At 33.1% G+C, this 15,623-nt stretch carries 15 protein-coding genes; 13 read left to right on the forward strand and 2 right to left on the reverse strand.

Going from position 1 to position 15,623, the window contains the following annotated elements; translation table 11 throughout:
- Positions 1-38: 38 nt before the first annotated feature.
- On the forward strand, positions 39-1,001 hold the full coding sequence (gene gldB, locus GFJ94_RS10215) for a gliding motility lipoprotein GldB (RefSeq protein ID WP_153201433.1): 963 nt from the start codon (positions 39-41) through the stop codon (positions 999-1,001).
- A gap of 2 nt (positions 1,002-1,003) precedes the next feature.
- Complete coding sequence (gene gldC / locus GFJ94_RS10220; protein WP_153201434.1) at positions 1,004-1,330, forward strand: gliding motility protein GldC; 327 nt, start codon at positions 1,004-1,006, stop codon at positions 1,328-1,330.
- 42 nt (positions 1,331-1,372) lie between these two features.
- On the opposite strand, the gene yihA is transcribed toward gldC, so the two are convergent.
- Both yihA and GFJ94_RS10230 read right to left on the reverse strand, forming a co-directional pair.
- Complete coding sequence (yihA, locus tag GFJ94_RS10225) at positions 1,373-1,993, reverse strand: ribosome biogenesis GTP-binding protein YihA/YsxC (RefSeq protein ID WP_133608195.1); 621 nt, start codon at positions 1,991-1,993, stop codon at positions 1,373-1,375.
- 36 nt (positions 1,994-2,029) lie between these two features.
- On the reverse strand, positions 2,030-2,785 hold the full coding sequence (locus GFJ94_RS10230) for an alpha/beta fold hydrolase (protein ID WP_153201435.1): 756 nt from the start codon (positions 2,783-2,785) through the stop codon (positions 2,030-2,032).
- Positions 2,786-3,120: 335 nt separating this feature from the next.
- On the opposite strand from GFJ94_RS10230, the gene mraZ reads away from it, so the two are divergent.
- The 11 genes from mraZ to GFJ94_RS10285 all read left to right on the forward strand — a co-directional run bounded on the left by mraZ (position 3,121) and on the right by GFJ94_RS10285 (position 15,615).
- Positions 3,121-3,591, forward strand: a complete 471-nt coding sequence (gene mraZ, locus GFJ94_RS10235) for a division/cell wall cluster transcriptional repressor MraZ (protein WP_153201436.1) — start codon at positions 3,121-3,123, stop codon at positions 3,589-3,591.
- Positions 3,566-4,474 (forward strand): 16S rRNA (cytosine(1402)-N(4))-methyltransferase RsmH, encoded by a 909-nt coding sequence (gene rsmH / locus GFJ94_RS10240; protein ID WP_203228654.1) that lies wholly within the window; start codon positions 3,566-3,568, stop codon positions 4,472-4,474. The genes mraZ and rsmH overlap by 26 nt, the downstream gene beginning before the upstream one ends.
- 3 nt (positions 4,475-4,477) lie before the next feature.
- Entirely contained in the window at positions 4,478-4,834 is a 357-nt protein-coding gene (locus tag GFJ94_RS10245) for an FtsL-like putative cell division protein (RefSeq protein WP_153201438.1), read from the forward strand.
- Positions 4,825-6,807 (forward strand): penicillin-binding protein, encoded by a 1,983-nt coding sequence (locus GFJ94_RS10250; RefSeq protein WP_153201439.1) that lies wholly within the window; start codon positions 4,825-4,827, stop codon positions 6,805-6,807. The genes GFJ94_RS10245 and GFJ94_RS10250 overlap by 10 nt, the downstream gene beginning before the upstream one ends.
- Positions 6,804-8,267, forward strand: a complete 1,464-nt coding sequence (locus GFJ94_RS10255) for a UDP-N-acetylmuramoyl-L-alanyl-D-glutamate--2,6-diaminopimelate ligase (RefSeq protein WP_162523837.1) — start codon at positions 6,804-6,806, stop codon at positions 8,265-8,267. The genes GFJ94_RS10250 and GFJ94_RS10255 overlap by 4 nt, the downstream gene beginning before the upstream one ends.
- A gap of 72 nt (positions 8,268-8,339) precedes the next feature.
- The gene (mraY, locus tag GFJ94_RS10260; protein ID WP_153201440.1) at positions 8,340-9,560 is read left to right on the forward strand and encodes a phospho-N-acetylmuramoyl-pentapeptide-transferase; all 1,221 of its coding nucleotides are present in this window, start codon (positions 8,340-8,342) and stop codon (positions 9,558-9,560) included.
- Between the two features lies 1 nt (position 9,561).
- Entirely contained in the window at positions 9,562-10,896 is a 1,335-nt protein-coding gene (murD, locus tag GFJ94_RS10265) for a UDP-N-acetylmuramoyl-L-alanine--D-glutamate ligase (RefSeq protein ID WP_153201441.1), read from the forward strand.
- Between the two features lie 72 nt (positions 10,897-10,968).
- On the forward strand, positions 10,969-12,324 hold the full coding sequence (locus GFJ94_RS10270) for an FtsW/RodA/SpoVE family cell cycle protein (protein WP_153201442.1): 1,356 nt from the start codon (positions 10,969-10,971) through the stop codon (positions 12,322-12,324).
- Positions 12,325-12,373: 49 nt separating this feature from the next.
- A complete protein-coding gene (murG, locus tag GFJ94_RS10275; protein WP_153201443.1) occupies positions 12,374-13,462 on the forward strand; it encodes an undecaprenyldiphospho-muramoylpentapeptide beta-N-acetylglucosaminyltransferase in 1,089 nt (362 codons plus the stop codon).
- Positions 13,463-13,559: 97 nt separating this feature from the next.
- Positions 13,560-14,906, forward strand: coding sequence for a UDP-N-acetylmuramate--L-alanine ligase (gene murC / locus GFJ94_RS10280; protein WP_153201444.1), 1,347 nt, complete (start codon positions 13,560-13,562; stop codon positions 14,904-14,906).
- Positions 14,893-15,615, forward strand: a complete 723-nt coding sequence (locus tag GFJ94_RS10285; protein ID WP_153201445.1) for a cell division protein FtsQ/DivIB — start codon at positions 14,893-14,895, stop codon at positions 15,613-15,615. The genes murC and GFJ94_RS10285 overlap by 14 nt, the downstream gene beginning before the upstream one ends.
- Positions 15,616-15,623 lie beyond the last annotated feature (8 nt).

A 15,623-nucleotide genomic window follows, 5' to 3' on the forward strand; every position in this document is an offset into this window, starting at 1 on the left:
CCAAATTAGTTTTGATAAAAATATAAAAAATACGCTATATGAAGCAATTATTATTTGTCCTTGTTGCGATTACTTTATTTTCATGTAAAGATGATAATAAGGTGGAAGAAGCGGTCGCTAATATTCCAATTGAATTTAAAGTAGAACGTTTTGATCAAATCTTTTACCAATCAAAACCAGAGGATTTAAATAAGATTAAAGCGCAATATCCTTTCTTTTTTCCTGCTGGAAACCCAGATTCTATTTGGGTAAACAAACTAAAAAATCCGTTGTTAAAAGAGTTGTACAAAGAAGTGCAAATGAAATACGCAACTTTAGGTCCAGTTGAAGCAGATATGGAGAAAATGTTTGCTTACGTGCAATATTATTTCCCAAAATATAAAACACCTCGAGTTATTACTTTAATTAATGAAGTAGATACTGAAGCTAAAGCGTTTTATGTAGATACGTTAGCTTTAGTTTCTTTAGATTGTTATTTAGGAAAAGATCATCGTTTTTATGTAGATTTTCCAGAATTTAAGAAGACAGAATTAGAAGAAAATCAAATCTTACCTAATTTAGTTTCAACTTTTTGTTATGGAAAAATTGCACCTCCAACAGATAGAACATTGCTTTCTGCTATGATTTATTATGGAAAAGAACTGTATGTAAAAGACAAATTGATTCCGTTTTATTCCGATGCTGTAAAAATTGGTTATACCGAAACTCAGTTGCAATTTTGTCAAGCAAACGAATATTACATGTGGAGTAATCTGGTAGAAAATAAGCTATTATTCGATTCTAACCCTAAGAACGAATTGCGATTCATTAAACCAGCACCATTTACTAAATTTTATTTAGAAATCGATAATCAAACACCAGGAAGAGTAGGGCAATGGTTAGGTTGGCAAATCGTAAGAAGTTATATGGAAAACAACGATGATGTAACTTTAGAGCAATTATTAGCAATGGATGCCAAATCCATCTTCGGCAATTCAAAATACAAACCAAAGAAGCAATAAATATGAAAACATCAGATATAAAAATCACCGTAGGTTTAGACGAAAATAACGTTCCTGATACATTATTATGGACGGCACAAGATGGTGGAATTGAGCAAGAAGAAGCAAAAGCATTATTGTTGTCTGTTTGGGATAGCAAAGCAAAAGAAACACTTCGTATTGATTTATGGACAAAAGATATGCCTGTAGATGAAATGAAACAATTCTTTCATCAAACTTTAGTAGCAATGGCAGATACATTTCAACGTGCCACTGCTGACGAAAAAATGTCGGATACGATGCGCGATTTTTGTGATTACTTCGCCGAAAAAATGGATTTAAAAGCATAAAAAAGTCGCTAGAAATAGCGACTTTTTAATTTTGTTTGTTTTTTAAACAAATCCATTATCTTTAAAAATATCTTCATTAATCTGACCGATATACTCTAGAATCCCTTCTTTTCCTTTAGCTTCTAAAGATGAAGTAACAAAATAAGGAGGCATTTCGGCCCAATCACCAGCTAACAATTGTTTCTTGTAAGCTTCTACATGATTGTTTACTTTGTTTTTTCCAAGTTTATCTGATTTGGTAAAAATAATCGCAAACGGAATTTCGCTTTCGCCTAAATATTCCATGAATTCTAAATCAATTTTTTGAGCCTCTAACCGGATGTCAATTAATACAAAGGCGCAAACTAATTGTTCTCTTTGCTCAAAATAATCCATAATAAATTGTTGGAAAACGGCTTTAGTTTTCTTAGAAACTCGCGCATAACCATAACCAGGTAAATCCACTAAAAACCAATTGTTGTTGATTTTAAAGTGATTGATCAACTGCGTTTTTCCTGGTTTTGACGATGTTTTTGCCAAATTTTTATGATTCGTCAACATGTTAATCAATGAAGATTTTCCTACATTGGAACGACCAATAAATGCGTATTCAGGTAAGCGGTCTTTCGGACACTTATCTACTTCTGAATTACTAATTACGAATTCGGCGGTATTAATTTTCATATGCTATAAAATAAAATTCCCCAAAAAGGGGAACTATTATAAATTCTTCTTTTGTAACCAATCAAACAAAATTTGATTGAATGCTTCAGGATGCTCCATCATGGCAGCGTGCCCACATTTGTCAATCCAAAACAACTCTGAGTTTGGTAGTAATTTATCAAATTCTTCAGCTACATTTGGAGGTGTTACTTTGTCATTTTTGCCCCAAATAATACACGTTGGTGTAGTCATTTTTGGTAAATCTTTTGCCATGTTATGACGAATAGCGCTCTTTGCAATGGTTAAGGTTTTAATCAATTTGATTCTATCATTAACCGTTGCAAAAACTTCGTCTACAATTTCTTTAGTTGCAATTTCTGGATTATAAAAAACGTCTTCGGCTTTCTTTTTGATGTATTCATAATCCCCACGTTTTGGGTAACTTTCACCCATTCCGCTTTCATATAAACCTGAACTTCCGGTAATTACTAAAGCTTTTACAAGTTCTGGATACATTTTAGTGAAATACAATCCAATATGTCCGCCTAGCGAATTTCCCACAAGAATTACTTGATCAAATCCTTTGTGAACAATAAAATCTTTTACAAATTTTGAAAAGGCTTTAACGTTGGTTTTTAAAATATTTTGAGTGTAAATAGGTAATTCAGGAATCACCACTTTGTATCCTTTAGGAGGAAAAAAATTAGCCACACCATCAAAATTGCTTAGGCCGCCCATTAAACCATGAAGTATGATTATTGGAGTTCCTTCGCCAGCTTCAAAATAGGTGTATTTTTTTTCTTTTCTTAACATAAATTCCACTTAAGGTATTAGTTCTAATGATTGACAAATATACTATTTTATTAAAGAATGAAAAGAAAAATTTAACAGAGTTGTTTTTAAACTTTTACAGTTTGTAAAATGTTAGTTATCAACAATTTTAATGGTTTTTTACTGGAAAAGGATGAAATATTAGATTTTCATTTTTCTGCTAAAATTCTCCTTAATTATTGATTTTGCAAATATTCTTTTGTTAAAAGTGGTAAAACGACTTTTGAAATCTAAAAACTTATTAACAAAGTGGTAGTTTGTGGTAAAAAGTGGTAAAATTTTTCTAAATTTGTCCTTATTCTAATCGAAATAAAAAATTGAAAACATTAATCGGAACATACGAGTGTAAAGTAGATGCCAAAGGAAGGCTGATGCTACCTACGTCGCTAAAGAAACAATTGGGTTCTTTGGAGGAAGGTTTCGTGTTGAAACGTTCGGTTTTTCAACCTTGTTTGGAATTGTTTCCAATGGCTGAATGGAATAAAATGATGTTGAAAATCAATAAACTAAATCGTTTCAATAAAAAGAATGACGATTTTATTAGAAGATTTACGGCAGGAGTTAAAATGATAGAGATTGATGCGACAGGGCGGCTTTTAATTCCAAAAGATTTAGTGGTTTTTGCTCATATTGATAAAGATATTGTGCTGAATTCAGCGATTAATATCATCGAAATTTGGGATAAAGATAAATACGAAAATGCGATTGAAAACGCAGTGGGTGATTTCGCAGATTTGGCAGAAGAAGTAATGGGTAATTTTAATGACGACGAAGATGGAATATCATAATCCAGTATTGTTAAAAGAAACAGTTGATGGATTGAATATTCATCCTGATGGTGTGTATGTGGATGTTACTTTTGGTGGTGGCGGACATTCGAGAGAGATTATGAGTCGTTTGGGTGAAAACGGAAAATTATTCGCTTTTGACCAAGATTTAGATGCATTGAAAAATGCAATTGATGATGAGCGATTTACTTTAATTAATGAAAATTTTAGATTCATAAAACGTTTTTTACGTTTCCACGGAATCAAGCAAGTAGATGGGATTTTAGCTGATCTAGGTGTTTCATCACACCAATTTGATGTAGCAGAAAGAGGTTTTTCAACTCGTTTTGATGCAGAATTAGATATGCGAATGAATCAAAAAGGTGATATCAGTGCTTATCATGTTGTTAATGAATACGATGAACAAGATATTGCAAGAGTTTTGTTTGATTACGGCGAATTAAAAAACGCAAGAGCTATGGCAAACGTAATCGTAACGGCTCGAAAAGATAAAGAAATCCGCAATTCGGACGAATTGAAAAAAGTGTTAGCAAAATTTTTACCAGGACATAAAAGCAATAAAATTCTAGCTCAAATATACCAAGCCATTCGTATTGAAGTCAATCAAGAAATGGATGTGTTGAAAGAATTCTTAGAACAATCCTTAGAAATTCTAAAACCTGGAGGTCGACTGAGTGTTATCTCGTATCACTCATTAGAAGATAGATTAGTAAAACGTTTTGTAAAAAACGGCATGTTTGAAGGAGAGCCAGAACGTGATTTCTTTGGAAATTTTGAAGTTCCTTTTAAAACCATTGAAAAACTAATTGTACCAACCGAAGAAGAAATTGCAATCAATAATAGAGCACGAAGTGCAAAATTAAGAGTAGCCGAAAAATTATAAAGTATGAAAGACGGAATTTACAGTTTATTAAAAGCCAAGTTTCTTGTTAGTGATGACGCTCTTAAGAATTGGAAATTTATTGTTTTTCTAGTGGTTTTAGGAATGATGGCTATTGCAAATAATCATCAATACGACGCAAAAAATTACCGAATTACTGAATTGAATAATCAAGTTAAAGAATTACGCTCTGAGTTTGTAGATCGTCGTTCTGAATTGATGAAATTAAAAATGGAATCTACGGTTGCAGAAAAAATGGAATCGCGTAATATTTTGCCTTCCGAAGTTCCGCCTGTTAAAATCGTTGTTGAGCATAAAGAAACTAAAAAAAGTTTTTGGGATAAATTAAAAATATGGCAATAGAAGATAAAAAAATATCGTATCGCATGTATTTTGTAGCTGTTATGTTTTTCATAATGGCTGTATTTATTTTGATAAAACTCAACAATATTCAATGGGTTGAAGGAACATATTACAGAAAATTAGCAAAAGAAAGAACCGTTAAAAATTTTACTATTCCAGCAAATAAAGGAAATGTGTATGCTGCTGACGGAAGTTTGTTAGCAACGTCAATTCCAGAATACACGATTTATTTTGATGCGGTGGCACCATCTTCAGAGCATTTCAAAGAAAATATTCAAGCACTTTCTGATTCGTTATCGATTATGTTTGGAAAATCTTCCGGACATTATCAAGCAAAATTACAAAAGGCAAGAGCTAATAAAAGTCGCTACGTTTTCATCGCAAAAAAATTAAGTTATACCGAACAAATGCGTTTGAAATCGTTTCCATTATTTAATAAAGGAGCTAACAAAGGAGGAATCATTATCGAGCAAAAAATAGTAAGAGAACATCCGATTGGTTTGGTAGCAAAAAGAACCATTGGTTACGAACGTTCAAACGAAGATGGGAAAGGATTAGAATACGCTTTTCGCGATTATTTGAATGGAAAGAATGGCCACAGAATGATGCAAAAAATCGCAAAAAATCAGTGGAAACCTATTAGCGATGTAAACGAAAAAGAGCCACAAGATGGTTATGATATTATTTCAACAATTGATGTTTACATTCAAGATATTGCACATCATGCTTTATTGAAGCAATTAGAACATTATAGTGCTGATCATGGTTGTGTGGTGGTAATGGAAACAAAAACAGGACACATTAAAGCCATTTCAAATTTAGGAAGAGCAGATGATGGGTCTTATTATGAAACACAAAATTATGCAATTGCAGAATCTCACGAACCAGGTTCAACTTTTAAATTAATGGATTTGATAGCGGTTTTAGACGACAAAAAGGCAGATACAAGTACTGTTTATGATTCAAAAGGAGGAGAAATACAATATTACGGAAGAAGAGTAAGAGATTCTCATAAAGGAGGTTATGGAAAAATTTCTTTAGCAAGAGGATTTGAGTTATCATCGAATACGGTTTTAGTACAATCTGTTTACAACAATTACAAAGACAATCCTAAACAATTTGTAGATAGAATCAACAGTTACGGATTAAATAAGCCTCTTGGTTTACCAATAAAAGGAGAAGGAATTCCAGTTATTCCTCAGCCAGGAACTAATCGTTGGTCGGGAGTAGCATTACCTTGGATGGCTTTTGGCTATGGACTATCAGTAACTCCTTTGCAAACTTTGACTTTATACAATGCGGTTGCCAATGACGGAGTAATGGTAAAGCCAATTTTTGTTAGCGAGATTAAAGAATGGAGTAAAACCATCAAAAAATATAATACCGAAGTAATTAATCCGAAAATCTGTTCACAAGAAACTTTAGATAAAGTACAAGCTGTTTTAGAAAATGTTGTAAAGAAAGGAACAGGTTCAAAGTTGTATTCGAAAGATTTTTCTATGGCGGGAAAAACAGGAACTGCTCAGGTGAATTATAAAGACAAATCAAAATTATATTATGCTTCATCTTTTGTGGGCTATTTTCCTGCGGACGAACCAAAATATTCTTGCATCATAGTAGTTCACAAGCCAAATGTTGCAGCAGGATACTACGGAGCTGATGTGGCTGGACCCGTTTTTAAAAGAATTGCACAAAAAATCTTTACCGATTCGCCATCAACTAATCATGTGAAAAATATCGATGCTAAAGTAGTTTCTCAAGAAAAAAATTACGCTGAATATTATAAAAAAGTTGAAAATGAAGAGCGAATTGTTCCAAATGTAAAAGGAATGGATGGAATGGACGCTGTAGCTTTATTAGAAAATTTAGGATTAAAAGTAAAAGTAATTGGTGTTGGAAGAGTGAAAAAACAATCGCTAACATCTGGACAAGCTTTTAACAAAAATCAAACAATCATAATCGAATTATCGTGAAGCAATTAAAAGACATATTATATAAAGTACACATTGAAGCAGTTCATGGAGCTACCGATATTACTGTTTCTAAAATTGAATTCGATTCGAGAAAAATTGAATTGAACGATGTTTTTGTGGCAATCAGAGGAACACTTTCCGATGGTCATGATTATATTGAAAAAGCATTAAGTCTTGGTGCAATTGCTGTTGTTTGTGAGGAATTTCCCAGTGTAATTGTAAACGGCGTTACTTATATTAAAGTAAAAGATTCTAACGAAGCTTTGGCTTTTTTAGCGGCTAATTACTACGAAAATCCTTCAGAAAATATCAGATTAGTTGGTGTAACAGGAACTAATGGTAAAACAACTATTGCATCACTATTATATCAATTATTCAAAAAAGCAGGTTATAAAGTTGGTTTGTTATCAACTGTAAAAATTATGGTTGATGAACAAGAATTTAAAGCCACACATACAACACCTGATTCTTTAACCATCAATAAGTATTTAGATTTAATGGCACAAGATGGTTGCGAATTTTGCTTCATGGAAGTTTCTTCGCACGGTGTTCATCAAAAAAGAACAGAAGCGTTACGTTTTGAAGGTGGCGTTTTTACTAATTTATCACACGATCATTTAGATTACCACAATACGTTTGCTGAATATCGCGATGTAAAAAAATCTTTTTTCGATAATTTACCAAAATCAGCTTTCGCAATTACCAATATTGATGACAAAAACGGATTGGTAATGCTTCAAAATACTAAGGCTAAGAAATTAACTTATGCACTAAAGTCATATGCTGATTATAAAGCGCAAATTTTAGAAAACCAATTATCGGGATTGTTATTAAAAATCAATGATAACGAAGTTTGGGTAAAATTAATTGGTTCGTTCAACGCTTATAATTTATTAGCAATTTACGGAGTAGCAGTAGAATTAGGAATCGAAAAAGTAGAAGCGTTACGTTTACTTTCAGAATTAGAAAGTGTCTCAGGACGTTTCCAATTTATTGTTTCTGATTCGAAAATCACGGCAATTGTTGATTATGCACACACGCCTGATGCCTTGGAAAATGTATTGAAAACGATTGAAGATATTCGTACAAAAAACGAACAATTAATAACAGTTGTAGGTTGTGGTGGCGATAGAGATAAAACTAAAAGACCAATTATGGCAAACATCGCTTCATCAATGAGCGACAAAGCCATTTTTACGTCGGATAATCCAAGAACCGAAAATCCAGAAACGATTATTGAAGAAATGGAAAAAGGTGTAGAACCTCAAAATTTCAAGAAAACAGTTTCAATTTTAGATAGAAAACAAGCCATTAAAACCGCTTGTCAATTGGCAAATCCAAACGATATTATTCTTATCGCAGGAAAAGGTCACGAAACCTATCAAGAAATTAACGGAGTACGTCATGATTTTGACGATTTACAAATAGTAACGGAGTTATTAAAACAATTGAATAAATAATTGTTTCGAGTTAAGAGTTACGTGTTTAAAGATAACCCGCAACTTGAAACTTGAAACCTGAAACTTAAAAATATGTTATATTACATTTTTCAATACTTAGACAAAGCCTTTGATGTTCCTGGCGCAGGGGTGTTTCAATACATTACTTTTCGCTCGGCATTAGCTTTTATTTTGTCGTTGTTAATTGCTACGATTTACGGTAAAAAAATCATCAATTATTTGAGAAACCAACAAGTAGGTGAAACGGTTCGTGAACTTGGTTTAGAGGGTCAAACTGCAAAAGCAGGAACGCCAACGATGGGCGGAATTATTATTATTTTGGCGACATTAATTCCGGTTTTGTTATTAGCGAAATTGAATAACATTTACATCATTTTATTGATTGTAACCACACTTTGGATGGGAACTATCGGTTTTATTGATGATTATATCAAGATTTTCAAGAAAGATAAACAAGGTTTAAAAGGAATTTTCAAAGTAATTGGGCAAGTTGGTTTGGGTTTAATTGTAGGAACCGTTTTATATTTAAGTCCAGATGTAACGGTTCGTAAAGATACTTTAACATCAAGAGTAAAAATTGAAAACAACATCAAACCAGCGGATTTAGAAGAAAAATCGACAGCAACTACCATTCCATTTTTCAAAAATAACGAATTCGATTATGCTGAAGTATTGTCGTTCATGGGAGATAATTACAAAGATTACGCTTGGTTGATTTTTATTCCAATGGTAATTTTAATAATCACAGCAGTTTCAAACGGAGCCAATCTTACGGATGGAATCGATGGTTTAGCCGCAGGAACTTCCGCAATTTCTGTTCTCACACTCGGATTATTTACTTTCGTTTCGGGAAATATCATTTTTTCTGATTATTTGAACATCATGTACATTCCAAATGCTGGTGAAATGACGGTTTATATCGCAGCATTTGTTGGTGCTTTAGTTGGCTTTTTGTGGTACAATGCGTATCCAGCATCAGTATTCATGGGTGATACAGGAAGTTTGACTATTGGTGGAATCATCGCTGTAATTGCAATATCAATCCGTAAAGAATTATTAATTCCAGTATTCTGTGGAATTTTCTTAGCCGAAAATTTGTCAGTAATGATTCAAGTGAGTTATTTCAAATATACCAAAAAGAAATACGGCGAAGGAAGAAGAATTTTCCTAATGTCGCCATTACATCACCACTATCAGAAAAAAGGCTATCACGAAAGTAAAATCGTAACACGTTTTTGGATTGTTGGAATTCTATTGGCGATTTTCTCACTCGTTTCTTTAAAATTAAGATAAGATGCGACTGGTAGTTTTAGGCGGAGGCGAAAGTGGAGTAGGAACCGCCATCTTAGGAAAGAAAAAAGGATACGATGTTTTTGTATCGGATTTTGGAAAAATAAAAGAAAATTATAAAGAAGTTCTTACCATTAATGGAATCGCTTGGGAAGATGAAAAGCATACAGAAGAGTTAATTCTGAATGCCGATGTAGTAATGAAAAGTCCAGGAATTCCCGAAAAAGCACCAATCGTAAAAAAGCTAATCGAGAAAGGGATTCCCGTGATTTCTGAAATCGAGTTTGCAATTCAGTTTACCGATGCGACAACGGTTGGAATCACCGGAAGTAATGGAAAAACAACCACAACGCTTTTGACTTATCATTTGTTAAAACAAGGTGGTTTAAATGTGGGATTAGCAGGAAATATTGGAAAAAGCTTCGCTTGGCAAGTAGCCGAAAACAAGCACGATATTTATGTATTAGAATTGAGTAGTTTTCAGTTAGACGGAATCATAAACTACAAACCACACATTGCAATTTTGACAAATATTAGTCCAGATCATTTAGATAGATACAATTACGATTATAATTTGTACATCGATTCTAAATTTAGAATTACAAAAAATCAAACAGAAGCCGATTATTTGATTTATGACAATGAAGACGAAGCGATTCAAAATTGGCTAAAAAACAATACGATTAAAGCAAATAAAGTTCCTTTTTCATTGGTTGCAAAACCAGATAACGAAGGAGGATTTTTAGAAGAAAACAACATGAATACCACAATTAAAAACCACACATTTACTATGCCAATCAACGAACTTGCATTAGAAGGAAAACACAACATTAAAAACGCAATGGCAGCAACTGCTGTAGCGCAATTGTTGAATATTAGAAAACAAACCATCAGAGAGAGTTTGACTAATTTCCAAGGTGCTGAACACCGATTAGAAAAGGTATTGAAAATTCAAGGAGTGCAATATATAAACGATTCAAAAGCTACCAATGTAAATTCGGTTTTTTATGCTTTGGATAGTATGACTACGCCAACGGTTTGGATAGTAGGTGGTGTAGATAAAGGGAATGATTACGATGAATTAATGCCTTTAGTTCGCGAAAAAGTAAAAGCGATTGTTTGTTTAGGTGTTGATAATACAAAAATTAGCAATGCTTTTAACAATGTGGTAGATGTGATGGTAGAAACTACTTCAATGTCAGAAGCAGTTCAAATTGCACAACGTTTAGCTGAAAAAGGAGATAGCGTTTTGTTATCGCCAGCTTGTGCAAGTTTCGATTTGTTCGAAAACTATGAAGACAGAGGAAAACAATTCAAACAAGCAATTTATAATTTATAGTTAATGTTGTCATTTCGACGTAAGGAGAAATCACATATTAAATTCATAAGAAAAGTAAAAAAATAAAAGATAATGTTCGATATCATTGGTAAAATAAGAGGAGATAAAACCATTTGGGCCATAGTTTTTCTATTGGCTTTGGTTTCTTTTTTACCAGTATATAGCGCTAGTACCAACTTAGTTTACGTAATCGGAAACGGAACTACAATCGGACATTTAATTAAGCATGCTATTCATGTTTTGTTAGGTTTTGTAATCATATATTGGATTCACAAAATGCCATATCATTACTTCAAAGCCTTATCCATTTTCGGAATTCCTTTAGTAGCCTTATTGTTAGTTTATACATTATTGAAAGGAACAGAAATTGGTGGTGCAAATGCTAGCCGTTGGATTCAAATTCCGTTTGTAGGAGTGAGTTTTCAAACATCTACGTTAGCATTTATTGTTATAATGGTTTATGTGGCTCGTTATTTGGCAAAGGTTAGTGATAAAGTGTATTCGTTTAAGGAATCGTTTTTAGAATTATGGATGCCTGTTGGAGCCGTTTTAGTACTGATTTTACCTGCCAACTTTTCAACAACAGCCTTAATTTTTGCAATGATTTGCATGCTAATTTTCATCGGACATTATCCTTTAAAATATTTAGGATATGTTTTAGCTATGGGAGTTTCAGCCATGCTGCTGTTTATATTATTAGCTAAAGCTTTTCCAGATAATAAGTTTTTTAGCCGTGTGAATACTTGGGAAAATCGTATCGAACGTTTTACCAAAGACACGCCAAATGAAGATGATTACCAAATTGAAAAAGCAAAAATCGCCATCGCTTCTGGTGGAGTAATTGGATTAGGAGCTGGAAAAAGTGTTCAGAAAAATTTCTTACCTCAATCTTCTTCCGATTTTATTTTCGCCATTATTGTAGAAGAATGGGGATTAGTTGGCGCTTTAACTATTATCGGATTGTATTTGTTGTTATTAATTCGATTTGTCATCAATGCTCAAAAGGCTTCGAGTTTATTCGGAAAATTATTAATCATCGGACTCGGATTCCCTATTATATTCCAAGCTTTTGTAAATATGGGAGTTGCAGTCGAATTATTGCCAGTTACAGGGCAGCCTTTGCCTTTAATAAGTAGTGGAGGAACTTCGATTTGGATGACGTGTATCGCTGTCGGAATTATTTTAAGTGTTACCAAGAAAGAAGAAGAAGTGGCGTTAGATTTAGAAGAAAAACGCAAACGTGATGAAGCTTTACAGCAAATTATCGATGCGCAAGTAGCTTTGAATGAAGAGAAAGAAACGGATGAAAATCAGCAAAAAATAAACGATATTAAAAGTTCGATTAGAGAATCTTTAATTGAAGATGAAAACGGAGATGTGTTAGTAAACGGACAAAATCCAAGGAACGCAGTTTTAAATAAAAAATAAAAAACAAAATCATATAATTGTCCCCTCGAGGGGACTTTAGGGGTGTAAAATGAAAAATCCAAGATTCATTATTAGCGGAGGCGGAACAGGCGGGCATATTTATCCAGCCGTTGCGATTGCTAACGAATTAAAATCTCGTTTTCCAGAAGCAGAGTTTCTTTTTGTAGGGGCCAAAGATAAAATGGAAATGCAAAAAGTACCTCAAGCAGGTTACGCCATCAAAGGATTATGGATTTCGGGAATTCAACGCAAACTGACTTTAGATAATGCGATGTTTCCATTCAAACTGCTTTCAAGTATCTGGAATTCATTCAAAATCATCAAAAGTTTTAAACCAAATGTTGTTATAGGAACAGGAGGCTTTGCAAGTGGAGCAGTGTTGAAAGTGGCTTCGATGTTGGGTATTCCAACAGTGATTCAAGAGCAAAATTCGTATCCTGGAATCACGAATAAATTATTGGCTAAAAAAGCGAATAAAATTTGTGTGGCTTACGAAAATTTGGAACGATTTTTTCCAAAAGATAAAATGATTTTAACTGGAAATCCAGTGCGTCAAGATTTGATTAATGAAGCAAGTAAAAGTGAAGCTATCGCTTATTTTAAATTAGATGCAAATAAAAAAACACTTTTGGTTTTAGGCGGAAGTTTAGGTGCAAGAAGAATTAACCAATTGATTGAAAAAGAATTGGATTTTTTATTAAGTCAAAACATTCAAATCATCTGGCAATGCGGAAAATTATATTTGAATGATTATTCAAAATATAATGAAAAAGAAAACGTTCAAGTAGTAGCTTTTATTGATAGAATGGATTTGGTTTACGCTGCTGCAGATGTAGTAATTTCGCGTTCAGGAGCGTCATCCGTTTCGGAATTGTGTATTGTAGGAAAACCAACGATTTTTATTCCGTCACCAAACGTTGCCGAAGATCATCAAACGAAAAATGCAAAAGCAATTTCAGATAAAAACGGAGCCATCTTAATTAAAGAATCAGAATTAGAAGCTCAATTTGAAACGATTTTTTCTGATTTAATTTCAAACGAAAGCAAACAATCAGAATTAAGTCAAAACATAAAAAAATTAGCTAAACCAAACGCAACAAAATACATTGTTGAAGAAATAGTGAAGCTAATAAAATAATATTTCAAGAGCAAGTTCAATTACAAGAACAAGCTCAATAAAAAAATAAATAATAAAAGTTTGAAATTGAATTTTGAACTTGAAATTGAATTTGAAAATGAATCTAAATCAAATACATAACGTTTATTTCATCGGAATCGGAGGCATCGGAATGAGTGCTTTGGCGCGCTATTTTCAATACATTGGAAAAAAAGTAATGGGTTATGACAAAACGCCAACGCAGTTAACAGATGAATTGCAAGCTATCGGTTTAGAAATTCATTTTGAAGATAACATCAGCTTAATTCCAACTGATTTCTATGTTGAAAATACATTAGTAATCGTAACGCCAGCCATTCCAGTTTCGCATTCGGAATGGAATTATTTCATCGAAAGAGGATTTACAATTAAAAAGCGTGCTGAAGTTTTAGGAATCATAACAAAAGACACCTACTGTTTTGCTATTGCTGGCACACATGGGAAAACAACAACATCAAGTATTTTAGGCCACGTTTTATATGAAAGCGGAGTAGATGTAACTGCTTTTTTAGGCGGAATTGTGGAGAATTATAATTCCAACTTAATCGGTTCAGGAAAAACGGTTACCGTTGTTGAAGCAGATGAATTTGATCGATCGTTTTTGCATTTGCATCCTAATGTTTCTTGCGTAACGTCAATGGATGCCGACCATTTAGATATTTATGGTGATGCAGCCAGTATTGAAGAATCATTCAGAGAATTCGCGGCCAAAACATCAAGCGAAAATTTATACGTAATTAAAGGATTACCATTAGAAGGAAATACTATCGGAGTTAATAACAATGCTGATTTTTCTGCCCAAAATATCCGAATTGAAAACGGTTTTTATGTGTTCGATGTGAAAACTCCAACCGAAGTGGTTCAGAATGTGAAATTTGGTTTGCCAGGTCATCATAATTTGACAAACGCATTATTAGCTTTTGCGATGGCGAAATCTTATGGTGTTTCTAATGAGAAAATTAGTGCAGCATTAGCAAGTTTTAAAGGCGTAAGAAGACGTTTCTCTTTTCAAATTAGAGAAGAAAAATTAGTTTATATTGATGATTACGCACATCATCCAACGGAAATTAACGCGGTGCATCAAGCCGTTCGTGAATTGTATCCGGAAAAAAAAATCATTGCAGCTTTTCAACCACATTTGTTTAGTAGAACGAAAGATTTTGTAGATGGTTTTGCAGAAAGTTTAAGTCAATTCGATGAGGTTTTACTGTTGGAAATTTATCCCGCTCGCGAGTTGCCAATGGAAGGTGTAAATTCGACTTGGTTGTTAAATAAAATTATTAATCCAAATAAGAAATTAGTAACCAAAGACGAGTTGTTTTTGGCTTTTGAAAATTCCGATGCTGATGTGTTCATAACTATTGGTGCAGGCGACATTGGTGAGCTTGTAAAAGATCTAAAAAAAGTGCTTAATGAAAAGAATTAATTGGCATACTATTCGCTTGGTGTTAATCATTTTTACAATGATTTTCCTTTATTCTTTTTCTTCAAAGCGGAATAGTGAGCGTAAAATCAGTAAGATAGACATCAAATTCGAGTCAAATGAAAATATGTTTTTAACACATGAAATGGTTAATAACTTGTTAATACAAAATTTAGGAGGTGCTTCAAGAATACAAAAAGATAAAGTAGATTTGAATACTTTAGAAACTGTTCTCGATGATCACGAGATGATTGAAAAAGCACAAGTTTTTTCAACAGTAGACGGATTTCTAAATACGCGTATTACTCAAAAGACCCCAATCGTAAGAGTTATTACTGATAATGAAACCTATTACCTTGATTCGAAAGGAAGTAGGATGTCGTTGTCGGAGAATTTTTCAGCACGAGTTCCGCTAGTTACTGGCGAAATAAGTGAAGAAAATTGCAAGCCGTTTTTGTTCTTATTTAACGAAATCAAAAAAGATGATTTCTTAAGTAAAAATATTACTGGCGTACAGGTTATGGCTTCAGGAAATGTGGTGTTAACCAACAGAAGTTATGATTATAAAATAGCATTTGGGAAACCAATAAATGTGGAAAAAAAGCTAAAGAATTACAAGGCATTTTTTCATCATGCTATAAAAGATACATTGATTAAAAGTTATAAAGAGGTAAACGTTATGTTTACACAACAAGTGGTTTGTAAGAAATAGTTAGAGTT

The organism is Flavobacterium sp. LMO8, assembly GCF_009495755.1.
In the GTDB taxonomy this organism is placed as follows: Bacteria; Bacteroidota; Bacteroidia; order Flavobacteriales; family Flavobacteriaceae; genus Flavobacterium.

What these genes read in the sequence shown, in the direction of transcription:
- gldC (WP_153201434.1), top strand. Translation starts at nt 1,004, where the DNA reads ATGAAAACATCAGATATAAAAATCACCGTAGGTTTAGACGAAAATAAC.
- GFJ94_RS10285 (WP_153201445.1), top strand. Translation starts at nt 14,893, where the DNA reads ATGAAAAGAATTAATTGGCATACTATTCGCTTGGTGTTAATCATTTTT.
- GFJ94_RS10270 (WP_153201442.1), top strand. Translation starts at nt 10,969, where the DNA reads ATGTTCGATATCATTGGTAAAATAAGAGGAGATAAAACCATTTGGGCC.
- GFJ94_RS10230 (WP_153201435.1), bottom strand. Translation starts at nt 2,785, where the DNA reads ATGTTAAGAAAAGAAAAAAAATACACCTATTTTGAAGCTGGCGAAGGA.
- murD (WP_153201441.1), top strand. Translation starts at nt 9,562, where the DNA reads ATGCGACTGGTAGTTTTAGGCGGAGGCGAAAGTGGAGTAGGAACCGCC.
- murC (WP_153201444.1), top strand. Translation starts at nt 13,560, where the DNA reads ATGAATCTAAATCAAATACATAACGTTTATTTCATCGGAATCGGAGGC.
- GFJ94_RS10250 (WP_153201439.1), top strand. Translation starts at nt 4,825, where the DNA reads ATGGCAATAGAAGATAAAAAAATATCGTATCGCATGTATTTTGTAGCT.
- yihA (WP_133608195.1), bottom strand. Translation starts at nt 1,993, where the DNA reads ATGAAAATTAATACCGCCGAATTCGTAATTAGTAATTCAGAAGTAGAT.
- GFJ94_RS10245 (WP_153201438.1), top strand. Translation starts at nt 4,478, where the DNA reads ATGAAAGACGGAATTTACAGTTTATTAAAAGCCAAGTTTCTTGTTAGT.
- rsmH (WP_203228654.1), top strand. Translation starts at nt 3,566, where the DNA reads ATGACGACGAAGATGGAATATCATAATCCAGTATTGTTAAAAGAAACA.
- murG (WP_153201443.1), top strand. Translation starts at nt 12,374, where the DNA reads ATGAAAAATCCAAGATTCATTATTAGCGGAGGCGGAACAGGCGGGCAT.
- gldB (WP_153201433.1), top strand. Translation starts at nt 39, where the DNA reads ATGAAGCAATTATTATTTGTCCTTGTTGCGATTACTTTATTTTCATGT.
- mraY (WP_153201440.1), top strand. Translation starts at nt 8,340, where the DNA reads ATGTTATATTACATTTTTCAATACTTAGACAAAGCCTTTGATGTTCCT.